The sequence below is a fragment of the Marinibium conchae genome, assembly GCF_015595035.1.
Classification (GTDB): Bacteria; Pseudomonadota; Gammaproteobacteria; order Enterobacterales; family Alteromonadaceae; genus Glaciecola.
On the sequence record NZ_JADNRN010000003.1, the window covers coordinates 437,101 to 458,474 of the forward strand.

17 protein-coding genes are annotated in these 21,374 nt (G+C 42.7%); 8 read left to right on the plus strand and 9 right to left on the minus strand.

Features of this window, described 5'->3' with window-relative positions; all coding sequences use genetic code 11:
• Positions 1 to 66: 66 nt before the first annotated feature.
• On the plus strand, positions 67 to 2,751 hold the full coding sequence (locus ISG33_RS13340) for a polysaccharide lyase family 7 protein (RefSeq protein WP_195734102.1): 2,685 nt from the start codon (positions 67 to 69) through the stop codon (positions 2,749 to 2,751).
• Between the two features lie 160 nt (positions 2,752 to 2,911).
• Here the strand turns inward: ISG33_RS13340 and ISG33_RS13345 are convergent, their stop codons facing one another.
• The 4 genes from ISG33_RS13345 to ISG33_RS13360 are packed head-to-tail and all read right to left on the minus strand — an operon-like array spanning position 2,912 to position 6,708.
• The gene (locus ISG33_RS13345) at positions 2,912 to 3,118 is read right to left on the minus strand and encodes a YheU family protein (RefSeq protein ID WP_195734103.1); all 207 of its coding nucleotides are present in this window, start codon (positions 3,116 to 3,118) and stop codon (positions 2,912 to 2,914) included.
• Positions 3,115 to 4,248, minus strand: coding sequence for a hydrolase (locus tag ISG33_RS13350; RefSeq protein WP_195734104.1), 1,134 nt, complete (start codon positions 4,246 to 4,248; stop codon positions 3,115 to 3,117). Before ISG33_RS13350 ends, ISG33_RS13345 begins: the two co-directional genes overlap by 4 nt.
• A complete protein-coding gene (locus ISG33_RS13355; protein WP_195734105.1) occupies positions 4,241 to 4,750 on the minus strand; it encodes a TIGR02444 family protein in 510 nt (169 codons plus the stop codon). Before ISG33_RS13355 ends, ISG33_RS13350 begins: the two co-directional genes overlap by 8 nt.
• On the minus strand, positions 4,750 to 6,708 hold the full coding sequence (locus ISG33_RS13360) for an ATP-binding cassette domain-containing protein (protein WP_195734106.1): 1,959 nt from the start codon (positions 6,706 to 6,708) through the stop codon (positions 4,750 to 4,752). The genes ISG33_RS13355 and ISG33_RS13360 overlap by 1 nt, the downstream gene beginning before the upstream one ends.
• Positions 6,709 to 6,894: 186 nt before the next feature.
• On the opposite strand from ISG33_RS13360, the gene ISG33_RS13365 reads away from it, so the two are divergent.
• Together ISG33_RS13365 and ISG33_RS13370 are read left to right on the plus strand one after the other, a co-directional pair.
• Positions 6,895 to 7,098, plus strand: coding sequence for a YheV family putative zinc ribbon protein (locus tag ISG33_RS13365; RefSeq protein ID WP_195734107.1), 204 nt, complete (start codon positions 6,895 to 6,897; stop codon positions 7,096 to 7,098).
• 62 nt (positions 7,099 to 7,160) lie between these two features.
• Positions 7,161 to 8,021 (plus strand): substrate-binding periplasmic protein, encoded by an 861-nt coding sequence (locus ISG33_RS13370; RefSeq protein WP_195734108.1) that lies wholly within the window; start codon positions 7,161 to 7,163, stop codon positions 8,019 to 8,021.
• A gap of 30 nt (positions 8,022 to 8,051) precedes the next feature.
• Here the strand turns inward: ISG33_RS13370 and ISG33_RS13375 are convergent, their stop codons facing one another.
• Positions 8,052 to 8,288 (minus strand): SlyX family protein, encoded by a 237-nt coding sequence (locus ISG33_RS13375; protein WP_229333594.1) that lies wholly within the window; start codon positions 8,286 to 8,288, stop codon positions 8,052 to 8,054.
• Positions 8,278 to 9,261, minus strand: a complete 984-nt coding sequence (locus ISG33_RS13380; RefSeq protein ID WP_195734110.1) for a WD40 repeat domain-containing protein — start codon at positions 9,259 to 9,261, stop codon at positions 8,278 to 8,280. Before ISG33_RS13380 ends, ISG33_RS13375 begins: the two co-directional genes overlap by 11 nt.
• 88 nt (positions 9,262 to 9,349) lie before the next feature.
• Between ISG33_RS13380 and bamJ the strand changes: the two genes are divergently transcribed.
• From bamJ to ISG33_RS13395, 3 genes are all read left to right on the plus strand, one after another.
• Positions 9,350 to 10,147, plus strand: coding sequence for a BamJ family beta-barrel-assembly machinery protein (gene bamJ, locus ISG33_RS13385; RefSeq protein WP_195734111.1), 798 nt, complete (start codon positions 9,350 to 9,352; stop codon positions 10,145 to 10,147).
• A 972-nt stretch (positions 10,148 to 11,119) separates the two neighbouring features.
• Positions 11,120 to 12,826, plus strand: a complete 1,707-nt coding sequence (locus tag ISG33_RS13390) for a S8 family serine peptidase (RefSeq protein WP_195734112.1) — start codon at positions 11,120 to 11,122, stop codon at positions 12,824 to 12,826.
• A 240-nt stretch (positions 12,827 to 13,066) separates the two neighbouring features.
• The gene (locus tag ISG33_RS13395) at positions 13,067 to 13,282 is read left to right on the plus strand and encodes a hypothetical protein (RefSeq protein ID WP_195734113.1); all 216 of its coding nucleotides are present in this window, start codon (positions 13,067 to 13,069) and stop codon (positions 13,280 to 13,282) included.
• Between the two features lie 79 nt (positions 13,283 to 13,361).
• Here the strand turns inward: ISG33_RS13395 and ISG33_RS13400 are convergent, their stop codons facing one another.
• Positions 13,362 to 14,453 carry an aldolase/citrate lyase/malate synthase family protein gene (locus tag ISG33_RS13400; protein WP_229333595.1) on the minus strand — a complete coding sequence of 364 codons (1,092 nt, stop codon included), beginning with the start codon at positions 14,451 to 14,453 and terminating at the stop codon, positions 13,362 to 13,364.
• A 107-nt stretch (positions 14,454 to 14,560) separates the two neighbouring features.
• On the opposite strand from ISG33_RS13400, the gene ISG33_RS13405 reads away from it, so the two are divergent.
• Complete coding sequence (locus ISG33_RS13405) at positions 14,561 to 16,105, plus strand: DUF3612 domain-containing protein (RefSeq protein ID WP_195734114.1); 1,545 nt, start codon at positions 14,561 to 14,563, stop codon at positions 16,103 to 16,105.
• A 30-nt stretch (positions 16,106 to 16,135) separates the two neighbouring features.
• Here ISG33_RS13405 and ISG33_RS13410 read toward each other — a convergent pair whose 3' ends face one another.
• Positions 16,136 to 17,389 (minus strand): ABC transporter substrate-binding protein, encoded by a 1,254-nt coding sequence (locus ISG33_RS13410; RefSeq protein ID WP_229333596.1) that lies wholly within the window; start codon positions 17,387 to 17,389, stop codon positions 16,136 to 16,138.
• Between the two features lie 165 nt (positions 17,390 to 17,554).
• Here ISG33_RS13410 and ISG33_RS13415 point away from each other — a divergent pair, with 165 nt between their 5' ends.
• Complete coding sequence (locus tag ISG33_RS13415) at positions 17,555 to 19,078, plus strand: methyl-accepting chemotaxis protein (protein ID WP_195734115.1); 1,524 nt, start codon at positions 17,555 to 17,557, stop codon at positions 19,076 to 19,078.
• A gap of 4 nt (positions 19,079 to 19,082) precedes the next feature.
• Here ISG33_RS13415 and ISG33_RS13420 read toward each other — a convergent pair whose 3' ends face one another.
• A complete protein-coding gene (locus ISG33_RS13420; protein WP_195734116.1) occupies positions 19,083 to 21,317 on the minus strand; it encodes a putative bifunctional diguanylate cyclase/phosphodiesterase in 2,235 nt (744 codons plus the stop codon).
• Between the last annotated feature and the right edge of the window lie 57 nt (positions 21,318 to 21,374).

Sequence of the window (21,374 nt, forward strand, 5' to 3'; positions counted from 1 at the left end):
ACTTTTGGTTTTAAGTGAACTAACATCCTGTTCTCAAAATATAATAATTAAACACAAGGTTGTGTCATGTTTAAAACTTCACTGAAGGCGCTTACCGTCCTTTGTAGTTCCTCCCTATTTTTTTCTAATAACGCATTTGCTACCACTATTGAAAACGCTAGCTTTGAAAGTGGGCTTGATGGTTGGACCGTTGTAGATAGCTCTGGTGCTGGCATTAGTATGTCTGACATTGCATATTCTGGCGCTAGCTCAGTCTTAATAACAGAAGATTCTGGACATCGAGTTTTTCAAATTGTAGATGCCGTGCCGAATTCTCAGTATAAGATCCAAGCCTTCATTCGTGGTGACGGTCGTTTGAGAATAACCGGCGACTCGCCCACAATTAGACGTACAAAACGCACCGGCAATGACTGGGAACGCGCAGTAATCAGATACAATTCTGGTGAAAGTGGTCAAATTCGCATCGTATTAGAGAAAAAGCCGAATAGTAACGAAGTAATATTTGATGATATTAGCATCGAATGTGATGATATTAACTGCCAAATTGACGAACCAAAAGAGCAAATAGATTTTGGCCTTGATGCAGACAAGGAACCTTGGGAAAACTTTGATTTACAAGGTTGGGTTATCGACACGCCTGCATTTGACGACGATGGGTTTTCACAGCGTTTTGGCGAAAACGATTGGGATCAAATTTCAGATGAATCACGAAAATTCTTTTTCACTCACACCGATGGTGGTATGCGTTTCGTCAACCGCGTCGACGGTGCGAAAACGAGTGAGAACACGGCATATAGTCGTTCTGAACTAAGAGAAATGTTGCGCCGAGGCAACACGAATATTGCAACACAAGGTGTTACACCAAACAATTGGGCTCTTGGCTACCAACCTACTAATGGTGGCGCTTGGGGCGGAGCTAACGGTAAGCTAAGCGCAACACTACGCGTAAATCAAGTAACGACAACAGGTGAAGGTTTGCAGGTTGGTCGCACAATTATTGGCCAAATACATGCTGATGATGACGAACCAGCACGTTTATATTATCGTAAAAATCCGGGCGACGAATTAGGCTGCATATATGTAGCGCATGAAATTCGTGGCGCCAATGATATCGATTTTAATATCTTAGGTGATGAAGACTGTACCAACCCGAATGTTGGAATTGCTCTAAATGAATTGTTTTCGTATGAAATTATTAATGAAGGTGAGTTCATTACGGTTGTGGTGCGCAGCGGTGACCAAGATGGCGAAATTATAGGTGAAACAACGATTGATATGGTCAGCCTTAATAGTGGTTACAACCGTTCTGATGAATGGATGTATTTCAAAGCTGGAACGTATTCACAAAACAACACCGGTGTTGCTGGTGACGGCGACATTGTTACCTTTTATCGTTTAAATACTACACATGGTGAAGTGCCAAATGAGCCCATCGAAGAAGGTGAACCAACCACACAAGTTGCGGTCATTATGGACACCTTAGACTCTGATACAGGTGAACTTAGATACAAACTTCCAGAAGCGCAAACACAAGGCCGTGTAGAAGTGACATTTACGCGTACAGATGATGCGGTAGGTAGCACCGATGCTTTCATCACGCTGTTTAATGAAAGTACTAACAATGCTGGCTCAATACTCGATTTACGTATTAGGGATAATTCTTTCGGTGTTAGATACCCAGCTCAAGATTTAGATACAGCCTTGGCTAGTGTTGTTCCCGGTGAATATCAAACTGCGGTAATCACTTGGGAATATCCTGATGGCGATACGTCAACAGGTCAATTACCGACGCTAAATTTATTTATAGACGACGTTCTTGTTTTAGCATCATTTCAACCTATTGGAGCCGATCCAATTGGCGGTGTCACACATGTTTCGTTTAGATTTGGCAGCAACTCTGGCGTGCTTACTGATTCTGCAATGTTTATCATTGATGACCTCAAGATATTCAGCGATATAGAAGGAAATACGTCGGTACTTGAAGATGATTTCGAAAGTTATGCTGTTGGTGCTAATTTAGATCCAGACAACAATGCGTCTTCGATATATACAAATAATACTTCAGAAGCGACTGTCGCCAGTGTTGCCGCGCACAAAGAGCTTGAGCTTGTTCAATTTGTTGCTATATCTGATACGGTCGCTGACGATACCGGTGAATTAAGATATGAATTGCCAAGTGCGCAAGCTTCTGGAAAACTAGAAGTCGTATTCAGTCGCACCGACGATGTGTTGGGAAATGCAGATGCATTTATTAGCTTATTCAACGAAAGTACGAATAATGCAGGTTCGATTCTAGACCTAAGAGTAAAAGATGATTCGTTTGCGATTAGGTACCCAGCAACAGAGATAAACACTGATTTAGCGGCAGTGTCTCCCGACACTTTCCATACTGTTGTGATCACTTGGGAATATCCTGATGGAGACACATCAACAGGTCAATTACCTATTCTTAATGTATTCGTTGATGGGCAAGCCATTTCTGAGCCTTTCACTCCTGTGGGCGCTGATCCAGTTGGTGGGGTAACGCATATTTCATTTAGATTTGGCAGCAACTCTGGCGTTTTAGCGGATACAGCCGTATTTAGAATAGATGATCTTGCAATCTATTCTGATGCCGAAGGGACCAGTGTGGTCTTCTCTGATGACTTTGAGGGTTATGCGCCAGGCACGGACTTGGACCCAGATAACAATCCAAGCTCACCATATAAGAGCAACACATCAGAAGCTGTTGTTGTGAGCGAAAACTTTTAGATAAAAGTTTCAATAGCACAAAGCCCCAACGCTTATACCATTGGGGCTTTTTTATTTTATTAGTAAACATGCTTTTTAGACCGTTTTTTGCGGCATATATCAGAAGTAGTCGCTTATCGACTGCGCACAATACAGATACTATTTTTATATAGTTTGCCACCTAAGGCTTTTCAATAATATTCACACTTTCGTGCTCCTCTGAATATTCTATCAATACCGTGCCGCGTTCAAGCTGCTGAATAACCTCGGCGACTTTTTGTTCAAGACTAACTTCAACTTCGCCATAGTCGGTACCTTCTCGTAGCACGAAGCTCTCAACTAAGGCATAGAGGGTGTCACTGTCAATCGAGGAATGGGGAATAATCATGCTCGAGACCTTTCGCTAGTCACCTGCCCCTTTGCTGAGGCGGTTTCAAGCTGAAGAGCGTTATCACACGCTGTATCATCCATTTGCGCATAGGCAAAACGTAATTGTTCACTGAAGAAGGCTGATATGCGCTGTTGTAGCCATAGCTTTGGCGACCATAGCGAACCATAAAGAAAACCAACATGCCCACCTTTTTCACTGAGTTCATAGGCAACGCTAGGCGATAAATCCTTACTGCTAGGCACTACGGCTTCAGTCATAAAAGGGTCGTCTTTAGCATGTAAAATCAAAGTCCGCGTATTGATATTTTTGAGCATGTTAAAAGCGCTAGACTTTGCGTAGTAGTCATCGGCAGATTCGAAACCGTGCAACGGCGCTGTTATTTTTTGGTCAAAGTCGCGGAAAGAGGCAAGCTGCTTGACCTCTTTTTTACTTATGGAAAGCAGTGGTTTCATATCTATCTTCTTCATTTTTTCCAGCAAGTTATTCTTCATACTTGCCAGCAAATAATGTTGATAAAGACGAGAAAAGCCTAGCTGCATGCGCAATGAACATTCCGCTAGTAAAAGCGGAGCTGAAACCGCAACGGCGGCTTTTATAATCTGCTGATTTTTAACTTCACTAAGAAGTTTTAATAGCATGTTGCCACCCAGCGAATAGCCTACTGCAAAAATGGGGAGTAAAGGGTAGCGCGCTTTTACCAACTCAAGTACCTGTTTAGGGTCGTCGGTTTCCCCAGAGTGATAAGCACGAGCGGTTAAATTTTGCTCGTGACTACAACCACGAAAGTGCATAAGAGCAACAATATAGCCATCGTTGCTTAGTTTATGTATTAGGTGCTTTGCGTAGTGCGAATTCACGGAGCCCTCGAGACCATGAAAAATCACCACGACCCCTTTCGCATTGAGTTTTTCATCAGCAAACGAGGCCTGAAAACCATCGTTACGAGGAATGCTCCATGCTATATCAATAAAATCCTTGTCGGGTGTTGCTATCCTTTCATTAGCGACAGTGATTTTTGGCTTCGACACCATATAACGTGGCCATATGGTTTGTAAGTGTGGATTGGTAGCCCATGACGGCGCACAGAATGCCGATTTCACCACTTTTCCAAACTCACTTTTAAACATGTTGCTCTAATTCCCTTATCAAATTGCTAGGTATCGCGACATTGCCGCTGCTTTGAATACAAGTAACATAAACCAATAGATTACTAATTAATTCTTTACTGCTTTCACTCGCATCTTGATCATTCATCAACAAGCTCTGACAAAGATTGACTAGTAGCGCCTGCTGTTTTTTTTCTAGCACTAACTCATCACTTAATAAGCCCTCATAAGTTGCCAGGAGTGATGCATCATGTTGACTGCCTAGCTTGGCTGCGCGTCGTTGTTCTCTAAATTCACTTAGCTCCTTTTCGGATGCGTGCAAGCCCTCAATGAGCAATTTGCATTGTTGGTGATTTAAGGAAATTTGCAAGCGTGTGAGGTAAATCATGAAAAGTAGCATGTTCACATTACACTGATATTTATCTTGCAGATGAAGCAAAATCATTTGCACTTCTTTGTCGCCATAAATTGATAGGGAGAAGTCCCAAAATGTTTGTGAACACAATATCGGATTGGGCGCCACTACACACCGCCCTCAAGTTCGCCTTCAAACTTTATATGTGCTTGCTCTAGTTGCTCCTGTGCATCTAACCAAAGCATTTCAGCCTCTTCTAAGTTACTTTTATGCTGCGCTTGTTCGGAAAGCACTTGCGTTAATTCGGCTTTTTTCTCAGCGCTATATAAGCTTGTATCAAGCAATGCTTCTTCTAACTTGGCTAACGCCGCCGACGCGACATCCATTCTTTTTTCTTGCTTGCTTATTTCATCTTTAATTGGCTTCATACTTTTGCGAAACTCAGCTTCAAGACGCTTACGCGCCTTTTTATCTATATCTGAATGCTGCTTAATAGCTTTCGCTGAAGGCTGAATAAGCGAGTTGTTGTCGTTTGAAGCCTGTGCGCTATTACTGGGCTGTGAGCTAAACAACCATTTGCGGTAATCGTCTAAGTCGCCGTTAAAAGGGCTGACTTCACCGGCATCAACAAGATAAAAGTCGTCGCAAACCGATGACAATAAGTAACGGTCGTGCGATACCAAGACCATCGCGCCTTCAAAAGCCTGTAATGCAAAAGTAAGGGCTTGGCGCATTTCCATATCGAGGTGGTTAGTTGGCTCATCTAAGAGCAATAAATTGGGTTTCTGAAATACAACGAGGGCGAGCACTAAACGTGCCTTTTCACCACCCGACATGGGTGCAACGGCCTTGAGCGCCTCATCACCATGAAAACCAAAGCCACCAAGATAGTCACGTATTTGTTGCTCGCTTTGGGATTTGTCTAGGCGAAAAACATGATCGTAGGCCGAACTCTGTAAATGTAGCAATTCAACCTGATGCTGCGCAAAGTAACCAATAGTTAAGCCTGCCGACGTCTCATACTCACCGGTTAGAGGCAATAACTCGCCAGCCAGCAGCTTTATAAAAGTTGATTTACCTGCCCCGTTTTTACCAAGTAAGCCTAGGCGACTGCCTGGTACTAAATTCATTTTTACTTTCTCGAGGATTTTCTTTTCGCTATAGCCTACTTGCACAGCTTCCATTCGCACTAAAGGATTAGGCAACTTGTCGGGGGTTTTAAAGGAAAATTGAAACTCAGAGTCTTGCAGCACCGGCAACACATCTTGCATTCTTTCGAGCTGCTTTATTCTGCTTTGTGCCTGTTTAGCCTTACTGGCTTTTGCTTTAAACCGCGTTATAAATGAATTTAAATGGGCTTTCTTCTTTTCCTGCTTTTCAAATTCACTCGCTTGCAAACGCAGTCTTTCTGCACGCTGTTTTTCATAACTGGAATAATTACCGCTGTAATACACTAAGTTTTGCCGCTCAAAACTCACGATATTATTCACGCAGGCATCGATAAACGATTTGTCGTGGGAAATGAGAAGTAAAGTACCTTTATAGCGTTGTATCCAGCTTTCGAGCCAAATAACAGCATCAAGGTCTAAATGGTTGGTCGGCTCATCTAACAATAACAAATCGGAATCACATAATAGGGCTTGGGCCAAATTCAAACGCATACGCCAACCACCAGAGAAGCTGCTCACTGGTAGCCTAAGTTGCTCATTTGAAAAGCCCAATCCTGACAAAATCGTCGCTGCACGAGCACTAACGTCATAGGCACCAATTTGGGCAAGTTGGTCGTGCAGACTTCCCATTTTCTCGCCATCATGCGCGTGCTCCGCTTTGGCTAAATCAGCTTCTAGTTTTCTTAATTGCTTGTCACCGTCAATCACATAGTCGATTGCAAGGCGGTCGGTACCCGGCGTTTCTTGTGCTACTGATACAATTCGCCAAGCTTTAGGCACAAGGCAGTCGCCAGTATCGGCTTGAATTTCATTTCGAAGCAAAGCAAAGAGTGTCGATTTCCCACAGCCATTTTTTCCTATCACAGCGACTTTATGGCCGGGGAAGATTTCTATATTTGCTTGTGTAATGAGTTCTTTTACACCGCGCTGCAAAGACATGTTTTGTAGTTGAATCATGAAAAAGTTAACAAAGCCTGTAATATTACGGTTTAAGTCTGAGCATAGAATAGCAAACCATGAGCTACAACGCCCTAGGCAAAGCCATCTTTGTTGTCACAATTGAAGAATTTCACTTTTTGTGTACCCTAATTTAGGTATATACGTACAATTAAGCATTAATCATCGTCGTCACAGTTGAGAATCATGACCAACAAATCGAAAAAGCGCTTTATTGCAGGCGCAACCTGTCCTGAATGTAAAAGTCTCGATAGCATCATGCTTTACTTCGAGAACAACGTAGAGAAACTAGCTTGCACTAAATGTGACTACAACGAAACGCAAGCAGAGCCTAAAGTCGCCTCTGCAACAAGACCCGACGAAAACGTCATTGGCGTATTCAAACCCTAATTTTGCAAGAGCGTTGAAGTAGGCATATAGTAGGGGTCGACGCATTGTATTAGGAGGCTCTTTTGTCCGGATTTTGTCGCGCACTATTGCTATGTATTATATGTGGCCAGCTTGGCTTTATTAGCCAAGCCAAGGTAGCTGAAAGTGTGCAACCGGGTGTAGTCGGGCAAGAGGAATTTGTGCTAACCATCCATACTGAGGAATTCCCACCCTATAATTTCATGGGGCCTGATGGTGTTAGCGGTATCAACTCCAAACTTTTAGAATCTGCTTGTAAACGCGCTGGCATTCGCTGTGAATTTATTTTATTGCCTTGGAATCGCGCTTTTAAACGCACATTAGACAATCCACATTCGGCCATCTTTTCCATCTCAAGAACAGAGCCAAGAGAAGAGCAATTTCAATGGGCCGGCCCTCTAGTATCAGCCCAAAATTGCTTATTCAAGTTGGCCAAACGCCAAGACATTGTTATTAACACCATTGATGATGTGCGACGTTATCGCCTTGGTAACTCGGCCGACAAGGCCTATGCGAGACTTCATCGCAGCTTAGACTTCGATGAAGCTGAAAATCTGGTGCTATATGACAAAAAGTACGGCGAATTGAAGCCCTTTGCTGCAGGGCGTGTTGATTTGATTATAGGCTCCCCGATGAGTATCGAAGTGCAACTGAAGGAAGCAAATCTGAGCATGGATGACATTGAGCCTGTAATGCGAATCGACAAGCGTTTTCTTAACGGCAATTATGTTGCTTTCAATAAAGAAGCACCCACACAGATTGTGGAAAAACTGCAAATGGCCATAGATGAACTAGATAAAACCGGTGAAACATCCAAAATAAGACAAGAATTTGCTGTTAAAAGGTCGATTAAGATTGAAGAGCAAAAGCTCAATCAATTATGGATGGACTGCGTAGTTAACTAAGTTTGTGTGCGATGCTTTAATCTCGGCGCATTAATAATGAGGAGGTAACTCATGTTCTTGATTTATTTGAGAGCTACCTGACTGCATCGTTTTTAGTTTCTCCATTAAGGCTTGAATAAGCTCGTCGTGCCTATCAACCAAATTTTGTTGTTTGATGATAATACTGTTCAATTGTTCTATGCTGTCTTCTTGAAAAGCCACTTTATATTCTAACTGCTCTATTGCTGATTGCATTTCTTCAATTTTAGCCAACTGTTCACTCGACATTCCACAACTCCACATTACCACTGCTCGAAACAGAGATGATTTTATTTTCGCTCGGTTTAAAACCGACACCATATACAACTGCCGACTGAGGCGCAGGGCCGGCAGACGGCGCTACTCGCCATTCTTCGACGGTTCTTCCTGTATTAATATCCCATAAGGCCAAGCGCTTTGCAGGCGAGCCAGTCAAAAGATACTTACCATCTTTTGAAAATTTTGCTGTCGTGAATACCCATTGGCGCTCAATAAAATGTAACTGACTGATGGCTTTTCCGCTTTGAGCATCCCAAATCTGACTGTCATCCTGACTATCTGAGGTGAACAAATATCGGCCTTGATCATCTATCGCGACTTTAGTTACTCGATTTGCATGCTCGAACACATGTATGACTTGGCCGGTTTCCGTGCTCCACAAATAGGCGCGATAATCATTTCCACCACTTAATGCAAACTTGCCGTTGGGTGAAATATCTACTGTATTCACTTTTTCCTCATGCCCGAGAAACTCTATACTTCTGCCGCTCCGATGCTCAAAGTACATTACCTTACCATTCGCTTTCGCGATTAAAATGCCCTCACCTCGATTGCTTATTGCAATGTCACGAATGCTTGACTCATCAATGCGCCAAAAACCTTCAGGGTCGCCGCTATCTATGCTCCATAGGGCGAAGTTTTCGTCGTCAGCGGTTACCACAAATGCGTCATCAGCAGAAATATGAATATTATCGACAATATTGCGACCTTCTTCCTGATGGCGCCAGCTAAACAATTGCTTATTATCAATCAAGGACCAAACGGCAATATCAGCATTAACACGAGAGATTACTGCAAAATCACCAGCATGACTTATATCTGCATCGTAAACACCCGACTCAGTCGTTGATGTTTTCGACGCAGGCTCTGTCTCTGGAATGGAACACCCAGTAAGAAGCAACGCAAAAATTCCACAAAATAGCAAAAAGACAGTTTTATTCATTGAAATGGGGCTTTCTCTTTTAATGTCACAAGTTTACTATAGATAGGGAACAGAAATAATCAATTAATGCGATCAATGGAGAAATGGAATGAAGAAGGCTACTTTAGCCCTTGCAGTGTTATCAACACTTGCACTGTCAGCATGTCAAAAAGAAGACGCAAAAGAAGTTACTAATGAGGTAACTCCACCTGCAGCAAGTGAAGCGGCCCCAGAAGCTGCAGTTGCAGATAATCAGTACACAACTGAAAGCCAACAGCACTCATACGCACTAGGTGCATCTATGGGGCTATTCGCTAAAAACCGTTTAGACCAACAAAAAGAATTGGGTATTGAATACGATGAAGCAGCTCTTAAAGCGGGTTTCAATGACGGTTTGGTTGATCAAACCGCTTTCACAAATGCTGAATTGCAAAGCTATACTCGTGCCGCAGATATGGTCTTGCAAGCAAAACAGACGGAAGCAGCCAACGCGGCAGCCGCGTCTAACATCGCTGAAGGCGAAGCCTACCTTGCTGAAAATGCTCTAAGAGAAGGCGTTGTGACCACTGAGTCTGGCCTACAATACGAAGTGTTAACTGAAGGAACAGGCGCAAGCCCTGCTTCTGCAAGCAGCACTGTTAAGGTTCATTACAAAGGAACTTTACTGGACGGTACCGAGTTTGACTCATCTTATAGTCGTGGCGAACCCGCAACCTTCCCGTTGAACAGAGTAATTGCTGGCTGGACAGAAGGTGTACAATTGATGAAAGAAGGTGCGAAATACCGTTTCCACATTCCGTCAAACTTAGCCTACGGTGAGCGAGCCACTGGTAAAATCACGCCAAATGCAACGCTTGTGTTTGACGTAGAGTTACTTGAAGTTATCGAGCCTGCTGAAACAGAGTAGTGTAGAAAAACAAAAGCCCGTGCTACTTAGTGGAGCAGGCTCATTAACTTGAGCACTTGCAAAGTAACACGGGCTTTTTTGTGAATACTGTTCAACAGTTTCTAGATAGTTGACACTTCTGCCAAGCGATTGCCCTTTCTCAACGCCTTTCTGCCTATGTAGGCTGCCAAGAGGCCACACAAAGCGATTGCCAAAAACTCAATTCGGAAAGGAAGTAGCAAGCTAGCCAGAACAGAATAAGCCAGCCCAAATACTCCTGTAATAAATATGACGAACCCTAGCAACACAAATAGGTTGGATCCTATTGTCGGCCTTGTGTTCTCGTGGCTGTTTTGATGTTGTGCGTTCATAGTGCCCTCGCTAAGTTTACAATGCTGACTCTTACCAAGCCATTACAACTGAAACCAAGTGTTAGTAAATAAGACTAAACGACGTATATTTCGTTATACTTTAATTCTGTACGTAATTTATTAGGAATTAGACTCAATCTGTGGAAATAGTTCAATATTTGAGCAAGATAGACTTTTTCTGGCGACTAACGCTATACCTGGTTGCATATTCAACACCAAATCGAAAAATATAACAACTTTTTTACAAATACTAATACCATGATTTTAATGAAAAAAATTCGATGCTGTTCAATTTAAGACCAAAGTATAGAAAAATAGCCACAAAAAATAAAAATCAACAAAAAAGTTCATATTAAAATTAGATTTTTTATTATGCTTGTAAATATTTATATACACTTATGTGCTTTTATAAGCTTATGTTTTATTTATATATTTCCATTAAGCTTGTGAATATGTATGCAAAAAGCGACATAGTTTAGATTCTGGTCAACCAGTTTTAAAAAAATAATGCTTTGAAATCAGCAGTTTTTAGGAATAGGGTAGTTTATCTCGGCACAAAGACCGAGAAGTAAAAAATAATAAGAAGTACCTTTTAAACAACAAGATAAAATTAGGAACACACATGTCTAAACTACGTCAGAATGTAGCACTCAGCATAGGTGCCATGGCCATTTCAATGGTTGCCATGAGCGTATCAGCCGCAACCAACAAAGGCCCCGTAGAAGTTAAAGCGAAAAACCCATATAAGTTTGCTACCAAATCGTCAAACGCACGAAGAGATTTCGTTACTTTTGATTTATTTGATGACTTTGCTATTCAACAAGAGATTCCAGAGCGCTACATCGTTACGTTTAAAGAAAACACTGATCCAACAACGCTTAGTTCTCAAAATAGCTTTTCTTTTGGTAAGTCGTCGTCTTTCGGTAAAACAACTCCTGCGCCGATGATGAAGAACGGTAAGCTAATGCAAGGCAATGCATTCAGCATGTTACAAAGAGCGGGCGCAAAACCACATAAGTCTATCGTTAAGAAAGGCATGGTTTCTGCGTCAATGTCGAAAAGCGTGCTTAACAAACTACGTAAAGATCCTAACGTTGCGAGTATCTCAGTTGACCATCGTCGTAGACTAATGGCAGAAACAACGCCATATGGTATTCCAATGGTTCAAGGTAATCTTTTATCACAAAACGACCAGTCTGCTAGAAGAGTGTGTGTTATCGATACGGGTTTCAATCTTGGCCACCCTGATCTTGGTGACCAAAATAACGGCGTAACAGGTAATGCTAACAACAGCCGTGTAGGTAACTGGTTTAATGATGGTAACGGTCACGGTACTCACGTTGCCGGAACTATATCAGCACTTGCAAACAACGAAGGTGTTGTTGGTGTATATCCAGGTGTTGATATTCATGTAGTGAAAATTTTCGATGACAATGGTCAATGGACATTCTCTTCAGACATCATTGCAGCTATTCAGCAATGTAAAGATGCTGGCTCTAACGTTGTTAATATGAGCTTAGGTGGCGGCGGTTCTTCAACGGCCGAACGAAATGCAATGCAGAGCTTTGTAGATGATGGCATCATGCTTGTAGCGGCGGCTGGTAACAGCGGTAATACGTCACTGTCTTATCCTGCATCTTACGACTCAGTAATATCAGTTGCTGCTGTTGACTCATCAGAGCGCAGAGCATCGTATTCACAGTACAACAGTCAAGTTGAGATCGCAGGCCCAGGCTCTGCAGTTCGCTCTACATGGCCAACCAACACTTACAACACTATTAGCGGAACATCAATGGCTACACCGCATGTTGCCGGTGCAGCAGCGCTTGTATGGAGCTTCTTCCCTAGCTGTTCTAATGAGCAAATTCGTGCAGCTTTGAACATCACTGCAAAAGACAAAGGTTCAGCAGGTAGAGATAACCTTTACGGCCACGGTATTGTTCAAGCGCGTGATGCTTACGATTATCTGAACGCTAATGGCTGTGATGGTAACGGCGGCGGTTCTGGCGGTGGCGGCGGTGGTGTTGAACCGTTCTCTGGTCAATTGACTAATCTATCAGGCGCAAGAAACGCTTGGCGACGTTATACGTGGAATGTTCCTAGTGGCATCGAAACGCTTACAGTAAGTATTTCTGGTGGTAGTGGTGATGCTGACCTTTACATGAAGTTCGGTTCACAACCTGAAACGAATAGTTACGATTGCCGTCCTTATCAAAATGGTAATGGCGAAACTTGTACCTTCAATAACGTAAATAGTGGTACTTTCCACATTGGTATTAGAGGTTATTCAGCATATAGCGGCGTAACGATGCGCTATAGCTACGAATAAACTACTCCAGTAGCTCAAGTTCTACTATAAAACGGCCAAGCTAAACACTTGGTCGTTTTTTTATGTCTGGTTTATTTACGACAACTTGCCTGTGTGACTATTAACTTGGCTGTTAACTCTACTATTAACTTGACTATTTACTCTTCTGCGACTAATTTCTTGCCAAGATACTGGGCACACCACACTTAGTATTGACAAAGCGCTTGCTGATTCATCAAGACACTCTGAATAGGAAAGACAATGGTAAATGAAATTCGCTATCAATTTGAAAGCGCACCATTAGCAAATCGCTTTTTGAACGAATTAAAGCATTGGTCGAAGGCGGATGTAAAAGTAAAGCTGTTTAAGTCCTCTCATTCGGTGGCCGTTAGCTACGAATATGAGGCTGGGGTGTTTGACTACACTTGCTCAGAACTTGATGACCTCGCTTCTTCCTATGGTGGTCACGAGATCTAGCAGTCGCTATACAGATCAATACAGCGCAAAGACGTGAAACGCCGCAACTAGCTATACAAAGCGAGTGCGGCGCATTTTATTAGCATCGACAAATAGCGTTTAGTCTGTCTAAGGCTTTTGCTGTTAAGCTTCCCTGTGACAAAATGATTGGGCTAGTAATTGAAGCTTGAGCCTCGTTGCTATAGGTGTGCAACAGTAGAGTCGCCACAATTGCATCAAGCATCATTTGCGGTGCAAACTCACCAGAGTTACATTTTAATAAATCTGTCTCTAAACCCTCTTGAGCACATTGAATTTGCATAGGAGAGCGCTGCGAAATGCTATAGTCCTCGCCATTTACGTCAGTAAAGCTTATTTCTGTTCTCATTCGCTTTGTGCGCTGTCTGCCATTTTCAATTTTGTGCGTTTCCAGGCGCCCTTGAAGAAACAACTGCAGGTTGCGATAAGTTTGTACTTTACTGTCACCGTCCACCTGCACTGCGCTGAAATCGGCAACAATGCTATCGTTGGTTTCTACCATAATATCTTGAATACCGGCACAGTCATTTTTACCATTTTCGCCTTTTCTGTCGAAAATGAGTTCTATATGCAGATCATGCGTTAAGTATTTAAAAACCAATGAATCTGGCGCACATTTGTGACCACATAAAGCGACGAACTGGCTCGGATTTGCTAAGCCTGATTGGCTTCCATCCTCAAAAAAAGCTAAAAGATGGTGATAGTAAACAACATAATTTTTCACCTGCGAGTGTGAGCCTGTTTCTAATGCGAAGTGTTGATCAAGATAGTTTTTACTTGCAGTTGAATCTAAATCTGATGCAAAAAGGCTCGTCCAGCGTTGATTATTAAGCGCAATAAGTTGCCCTTTATTAGTGATTGCTGCTTTTTGTGAATTGGCAGCCAAGCTATTTATCGTTTCTGGGCTACTCATGTCAATATAATCAGATGGCGCAGTAAGGTAATCACTGATCAAGCTCTCTGCCTCATGCCAAAAGACATTGCTCGCAATGCCGCACGCTGGCAATACATCTTCGTTGATGAAGTTGTAAAAGCCCTGATGGATTTGACTGTGTTTCAAAGCTGGCATATTCATGGTGTTTTCCTCATTGCTAAATATTTTTCGTGGTTCTTGCATGAACCGATGTTCACCGAAGTGATAGCGAGTATTCATTGATTCTTTATTTACATCGCTTGAGTAAGAGCATAGAGTAAAAACCATTAGAATTTCACAATAGAAATTACACACTGTAAATTTTACAAAAAACAAAAGTGTAAAATATGAAAAATACAAAAAGTTTGATGCGCAAATCCCACATGATGGGTACGAAGATCAGAAACCTGCGCAAGCGCAATAACCTGACAATGGAAGATTTATCGGCGCGATGCATTCGGGTAAATGCCGAAACTGCACCATCTGTATCCTATCTTTCCATGATAGAGAGAGGGAAACGGGTACCGAGTTCGGACATGCTTACGGTGATTGCGAGCGTATTTCAAAAGGACGTTGATTGGTTCCTCGACGATGTACCTGAAGATGAGGCTATCACGCCAATGAAAGGAAGTAGTCGCGGCGGAATTAGCGGCATGGCTTTAGAGCCAAGCTTTTTGTTTTCAAATGAGATCCTACAAATTGCCATACCGGAAATGTTATCGCAAACCGGCACCAGTGGCAGACAGTTTGCTCACTTACTTATTCGTGCACATCAAGAACACCACCAAAATCACTTCCCTGATTTAGAGAGGGCAGCCGAAGAGGTCGGTCATAAAAGAATGCCTCTTTCGATTGAAGAGCTCTTGCATATAGCGCAGCAACAAGGTTTAAACATAAAGTGGTTCTCAAAAACACCACCTAGCCTGTCCAAACAATTGGGGTTAACGCGAGAAAGAATACAGATCGGCAGTGTTACCAATAATATCGTTACCTCTTTTTTTGATTCTCCTGGGACCATCTACATCAATCAACGTTTGAAGAAGTTTCCGATGCGTTTGAAATACGATTTGGCGGTACACATCGGTCATGCGGTATTGCATAACCGCGACGGGCTTAAGTCAGTATTATTAACAGGGACGAATCATAACAATACGCTGAATGCCGACAACAGAGTGGCGGCACAATCATCCACGTTAAATGCCCAAGATATTTTACATGCGTGGCGCGATTTTGAGTCTAGTTTCTTCGCAGGTGCATTGCTTTGCCCTAAAGTACCTTATCGACAATTACTCGATCGCCATGGCTACGAAATATCTACCCACGAATCGTTGGGGGTGTCTGCGTCGGTTGCAATGCGACGAATGACAGCGGTCTCTTCATATCGTCATTGGCATTACTTCGACGCTTATGCGCCAGGTAAGTTAAAAGCCGTCTATCGCGGAAACGGCATACCACTACCATGGGGAAATATGCGGGAAGTAGACGACCCTTGCCAGCATTGGGCTGTATTTAGAATGATAAATACGCCAGCTGTGGGCACCAGTGCCCAAATTTCTATTTTAAACGTAGGTGACGAACCCCGTATCTATGTATGTGAATCGACGAATGTGAAGGACTTAGCTGATAATAGTCATGTACTGTGCACTGGCATCGACCTAAATCCTGCAATTGAAGCCCAAGGTAAAGACGCGCAAACAATTGCCAATGAGCTCAAGGAACTATGTGTTTCCGCAGGTGGTGAGTCGGCTATCCCTAAGGCAATGAAAAGCCAGCTATCGAGTGTCGCCAAGATCTTAAATATTAACTGGGTAGCGCGTAGCATCGAAACCGAAGCAAGACTGATTTGCTCACGCGGGGGAGAATGCCCCAGAGAGCCAAGCTGTTATTCGTAGCTTAAGCCCCTACGATGCTTGCGAAAGAGCTTAAAGGTGCTGCTGACCCGCTCTCTCTAGCTCACTGGTAACTCTCTCAACATCTCGGTGGCGCATATAGTCGGTGAAAATTGCTGTTGCAGCGCCAGCCATGGCCGCGTTGGTATCGCGGTCAAAAAACTGAGAGACCCCTTTTGCTCGCTGCAGTAAAGCTTGACCTTCAGCAATGAAGTAATCGGAGCTTGGTTTCGCATCCACATTGGGAGATATCATACCTGCACTTTCATTGTAGCTCTGTTGAAAGTCAACTGAAGCCAGAGACAGTAAATAAGACTCAATCCCAGGCGTTAGTCGCGCATAACTTGGTACCATGAATATATCTAAGGGAGCCTCCTCATATATTTCTAGTTCGGCATTGATAATAGGAAAGGGAAAAAAACGAAAATCATCTTTCAGCTTTGCAGGCATAGCACCAGCGAAGAAGTTACCGATTAGCGTCATTCCCGCCATCTTGTGATAGGTAAATGGCATTGCTTGCTGCCAATCCCAGTCGTCGAATTTGTCGACAAAATAGTCATTTTCCAATAGTACATTCCAGTGCTCGAATACTTTTCGTACTTTGTCACTTTTAAAGCTTTCGTTACCTTGTAATAGCCTTTGATGGAAGTCTAAACCGTTAATTCGCAAATTAAGGTAATCAAACCAAGCAGCAGAAGTCCATTTATTCTTCGCACCAATGCTAATTGGTTTTACGCCCGCTTTTTTAAGTGCCTCGCACACAGCTAAAAACTCTTCCCAGTTAGTTGGTGCTTGCAAACTTAAGTCTTGAAACAAGGAAGCGCGATAATAAAAACCCCATTGGTAATAAGAAATAGGAACACCGTATGGCTTATCATCCAATTTTATTGCCCCCAGAGAGCTCTGGCTAAACACCTGGGTAAGATCATGCTTAGCCCAGAAATCACTTAAATCGGTAATTTGGTTTTTTTCCACAAATTGAAATAAACGTCGCCCACCCTGCCATGACAACACCTTAGGCCCGTCTTTCCTAGCCAACCAGCTTGGAAGCGCCTTTTTAAACTCGGCATCTGAATAGAATTTTAATTCAAGGGTAATGCCGGGATTCATCTTTTCAAAGTCTTGCGCATGTTTGAGGTAGCTTGACTTTTGAGGCCCAGCAGTCATTAATATGCCCACTTCGATGTTCTCTGCTTGCGCAAAACTTGCACAAAAAAAGCTCATGAATATCGATAGCAGTACGATAAAATACTGAAGAAAATGTGGTTTTTTTGGATAACAAGCCATTTTTCGCCTTTTTGGTTAGCCGTAGATATGAAAACGTAGTTACTCAAACGTCCCTTCCAAAACGTCCCTTCCAAAAAGAGTATCGACACAAAAACGGATTTATTGACTTAATTTATTCGTCGTTGATTTACTCAGCGATGAAAATACTAAAGAGTTAGTTGCCCTATGAACCTCAGACGAAAACTCAGTATCACTACCTTCGTGGTGGTAACGGCGACCTTGGTTATATTTCAAATTGGCTCCACCATCCTAGAGCAACGAACACTCAAGAGTGAGTTAGATGAAGCCTCGCAGAGCACTTCGTCCAGACTGCAAATCACCCTAGCGAATGCACTGTGGAATTACAATATTGCAGCGGCAGAAAAAATCGCCGAAGCTGAGCTTGGCACTAACGATTTATTCGAGGTTCAAGCCTTTAACAATGACGACGAGTTGCTATTTAAGCTGAGTTGGAACGAAGAAGGTAAGGTGATTCGGGATCAAAGCTACAGCGGCGAAGTATTTAAGATACTCAGCACAGATATTAATTTTCAAGACCTCAGCGACAGCTATCCAACAGGCAAAATTAAGCTCACTTTCAGTCAACGCTCCATTAATGAAGCAATGCTCAGTGCAATATTGAACAGCATTATTCAAATCATTATTCTTGATGCTGTCATCATGTTGTTCGTCAATCTCTTCATCATAAGGATGGTAATAAGCCCACTTGAACTTATTACTGCAAGGGTGAAAGATATCGCAGAGGGTGATGGTGATTTAACCCAACGGGTCAGCTTTGAGAATAATGATGAGCTTGGGGTACTTGCAAACAATATCAACTTATTTATATCCAATGTACAGACCATCATTAGTGAAGTAATGGCGGTGTCACAGGCCCTAGATAAAAGTGCTCAGAATAGCCAAGAGAACGTCAATCAGCTCAATAGCCAAGTAATGGACTTAGACAATCAAGTGAAGTCAATTTTGCGAGCGCTAACCGACCTTGACGATGTTGCTATAGATGTTGCAGAAAAGGCCGCTACGTCGTCTTCAATCACTCACGAAACGAGCAATTTGGCAACGCAGGGCGTTGAGAAGGTAAACAAAGCCACCAGCAATATAAGAATCTTAGCCGACAACATGCGTGACTCAACTTGCAAAACCGAAATGCTAGAAAAGCACTCACAATCAATCGATACTGTGATTCAAGTTATACGCAGCATAGCCGAGCAAACTAACCTGTTGGCATTAAATGCAGCAATTGAAGCAGCCAGGGCGGGAGAGCAAGGTCGAGGCTTTGCGGTTGTGGCAGACGAAGTAAGAACCCTAGCGCAAAGAACCCAAGTGTCTACGGGGCAAATTGAAGAAATTATTGAGAAGCTGCAACATCAGTCTTCTGACACCTTAAATGTGATGCAAAACGGCCAACAATTGGCGATTGAAAATGTAGAATCTGTGCATCAGGCCGAACAAACCTTTGAAGAAATTAAACTGTCAATATTAACCAATCTTGAGAGCGCAAGAAGTATCGCCAAAGACACAGACCAACAAAAGCAAACGCTAGGTCAAATTAAAAATAGTATCACTCTTATCAAAGAAACAAATGAGCGAACCTTATCCGTCGCCGACAAGAACGCCACTATTAATGACGAAATAGTGAATATGAGCCACACAGTGGCCAATCTGATCGAGAAGTTTAAGGTAAGCTAATATGTCAAATGGTGTTGGAGCAAATCCGCTTAAAATCATCTTCGCTAAGCGGCTTTGATAAGAAGTAACCTTGGTATTTGTCGACGCCGATGTTTTTCAAAATATCAAAATGCTCCTTCGTTTCGATGCCTTCAGCAGTAACGACTAAATTCAAACTATGCGCCATTGATAGAATACCCGTGCACAAATTTAGCGAATCGATATCGTCAACAATCCCGTCAACAAAGCTTCTATCTATTTTTAATATATCGAAATCAACTTTTTGTAGATAATTCAAACTTGAGTAAGCAATGCCGAAATCATCTACGGCGCAACGTACACCCAATTCAGTAAATAAAGCTAAGTTCTGATTAACCAAATCGAGATCTTCGGCAATCACGCGCTCGGTAAGCTCTAATATGAGCCTTCGACCATCAACCTTATGGCGTAATATCGCCTCTTTCACTTGTGCTGCCAGTTTGACTCCTACAATTTGTTTATAGGAAATATTCACCGACATGGTCAAGTCATTGTGACCTGCCTCTTCCCAGGTTTTCAACACTTCACAGGCTTTATCAAGCACCCACAAACCCAGTTCCATGATTTGACCATTATCTTCACTGATGGGAATAAACTCGTCGGGCCCAACCTTACCTAACTCGGGGTGATGCCAGCGCACCAGAGCTTCCGCCCCTAACAAATTCATGTCGGCATCATAGATAGGCTGAAATACTAGGCTTATCTCATTTTTCTCAAGTGCGTAATTAAGTGCAGTACTAATTTGTAGCTTTCTTTGTAGATCAGCATCATGCTCTAAGCTATAGAAGGTAAAGTTGCCCTTATCATTTTCTTTAGCTCTATACATTGCCGCATCGGCTTTACGGATAAGGTCATTGGCTTGCTTGCCGTCCTCTGGGTATTGCGCAATGCCAGCGCTTGAGCCGATGTAACTCTCGACCTGCTCGTGATAAATAGGCAATTTCAAAATATTTTGAATGCGTTTAACTAAGCGAATGATGTCCTCTTTAGCCGTGTTCAGCTCTGTAAGAAGAATGAACTCATCGCCGCCAAAGCGACCAATAAAATCACCTTCTCTAATATTCGACTGCAGCCGGTTAGCCACTTCAAGCAAAACCGCATCGCCCGCTTCATGGCCACGCATATCGTTCACGTCTTTGAATTTATCGAGGTCGATAAACACAACCGCGAAAGTCGTATCAGGATTTTCGGCAATCAGTTTGCTTAACTGGTCTTGAATCATCAAGCGGTTAGGAATTTTTGTAAGGTGGTCAAAATGAGCTAGGTGTGACAGTTCAGACTCAAAGAGCTTACGCTCTGAAATATCTTGCATAGTGAACAGTGTATGTTCTTTTTCGTTCTCGTCGACTACTTTTACCGAGGAATGCTCAAGCCAAATAGGCTTACCATGATGCGTGAGCACTTCGACCTCTTGGGTATTGCCCCGTGCGTAGACGTAAGAGAAAACGTTGTCTGCACCTACGCAGATATCATCAATACTGGTTTGTACTAGCTTTTCACGCTCAAAACCAAAGGTATCATGTGCTGTAGTATTGGCACGTTCAATAATGCCATTTTCATCCACCAACAATACTGACTGCGCTTTTGAGTTAAATACGCCAGAAAATAGATCCCCCTCAAAACTAGCAAGCCTTAACGCCTTTTGCACATGCTGCATTTTTTCACTCAGCGTGAAATGATAGGTTAGCATGATCAAGCTAAAAATAGTGATGCACATTAGCCGAGTAGCTAAGGTATATTCCATGTCTCCTTCGTAAGGTAGTGTTGCCATATTTTCTGGCCACAGGTAAAAGAAAACCGTACCCAACATGCAGACAAACCAGAAGAATATTTGCCCACGCCAGCCCATCGTACCGCCTGCGAGTACAGGAAAAATAAAGATCCACGCGTAGTGGACGGTATCAATTCCACCAGCATAGGTTACGTTCACCATGTGAATGGCAAACATGCAAAATAGCAGCACCCCAGCAGCTTGTGGTTGATTCTTTGTCTTATGATAAACGAACACATTCACCACGATGATGAAAACACCAATAGCTTGAACGATGTTGACCATGGGCGACATAAAGGCATAGAGATCTTTGAATGTAAGACCTAAAACGATGATGTAGATAAAGCTTGTAAAATTAACGATCGACAGCGCGCCCGATGAACGAGCATTAATAAAAAAACTTTCGATTGGAGACATTCTGTTATCGATAAGTTTGGATTCTGTCGGCATTTACAAGCTGCTTACTCTGTTTAGTTTCGGAAATGTCACTACTACAAGTTGTATATC

Coding starts and splice junctions, on each gene's coding strand:
- ISG33_RS13410 (WP_229333596.1), bottom strand. CDS start 17,389: ATGGCTTGTTATCCAAAAAAACCACATTTTCTTCAGTATTTTATCGTA.
- ISG33_RS13375 (WP_229333594.1), bottom strand. CDS start 8,288: ATGTCGAGTGAACAGTTGGCTAAAATTGAAGAAATGCAATCAGCAATA.
- ISG33_RS13345 (WP_195734103.1), bottom strand. CDS start 3,118: ATGATTATTCCCCATTCCTCGATTGACAGTGACACCCTCTATGCCTTA.
- ISG33_RS13400 (WP_229333595.1), bottom strand. CDS start 14,453: ATGAATACTCGCTATCACTTCGGTGAACATCGGTTCATGCAAGAACCA.
- ISG33_RS13380 (WP_195734110.1), bottom strand. CDS start 9,261: ATGAATAAAACTGTCTTTTTGCTATTTTGTGGAATTTTTGCGTTGCTT.
- ISG33_RS13395 (WP_195734113.1), top strand. CDS start 13,067: ATGGTAAATGAAATTCGCTATCAATTTGAAAGCGCACCATTAGCAAAT.
- ISG33_RS13340 (WP_195734102.1), top strand. CDS start 67: ATGTTTAAAACTTCACTGAAGGCGCTTACCGTCCTTTGTAGTTCCTCC.
- ISG33_RS13415 (WP_195734115.1), top strand. CDS start 17,555: ATGAACCTCAGACGAAAACTCAGTATCACTACCTTCGTGGTGGTAACG.
- bamJ (WP_195734111.1), top strand. CDS start 9,350: ATGAAGAAGGCTACTTTAGCCCTTGCAGTGTTATCAACACTTGCACTG.
- ISG33_RS13405 (WP_195734114.1), top strand. CDS start 14,561: ATGAAAAATACAAAAAGTTTGATGCGCAAATCCCACATGATGGGTACG.
- ISG33_RS13350 (WP_195734104.1), bottom strand. CDS start 4,248: ATGTTTAAAAGTGAGTTTGGAAAAGTGGTGAAATCGGCATTCTGTGCG.
- ISG33_RS13365 (WP_195734107.1), top strand. CDS start 6,895: ATGACCAACAAATCGAAAAAGCGCTTTATTGCAGGCGCAACCTGTCCT.
- ISG33_RS13390 (WP_195734112.1), top strand. CDS start 11,120: ATGTCTAAACTACGTCAGAATGTAGCACTCAGCATAGGTGCCATGGCC.
- ISG33_RS13420 (WP_195734116.1), bottom strand. CDS start 21,317: ATGCCGACAGAATCCAAACTTATCGATAACAGAATGTCTCCAATCGAA.
- ISG33_RS13360 (WP_195734106.1), bottom strand. CDS start 6,708: ATGATTCAACTACAAAACATGTCTTTGCAGCGCGGTGTAAAAGAACTC.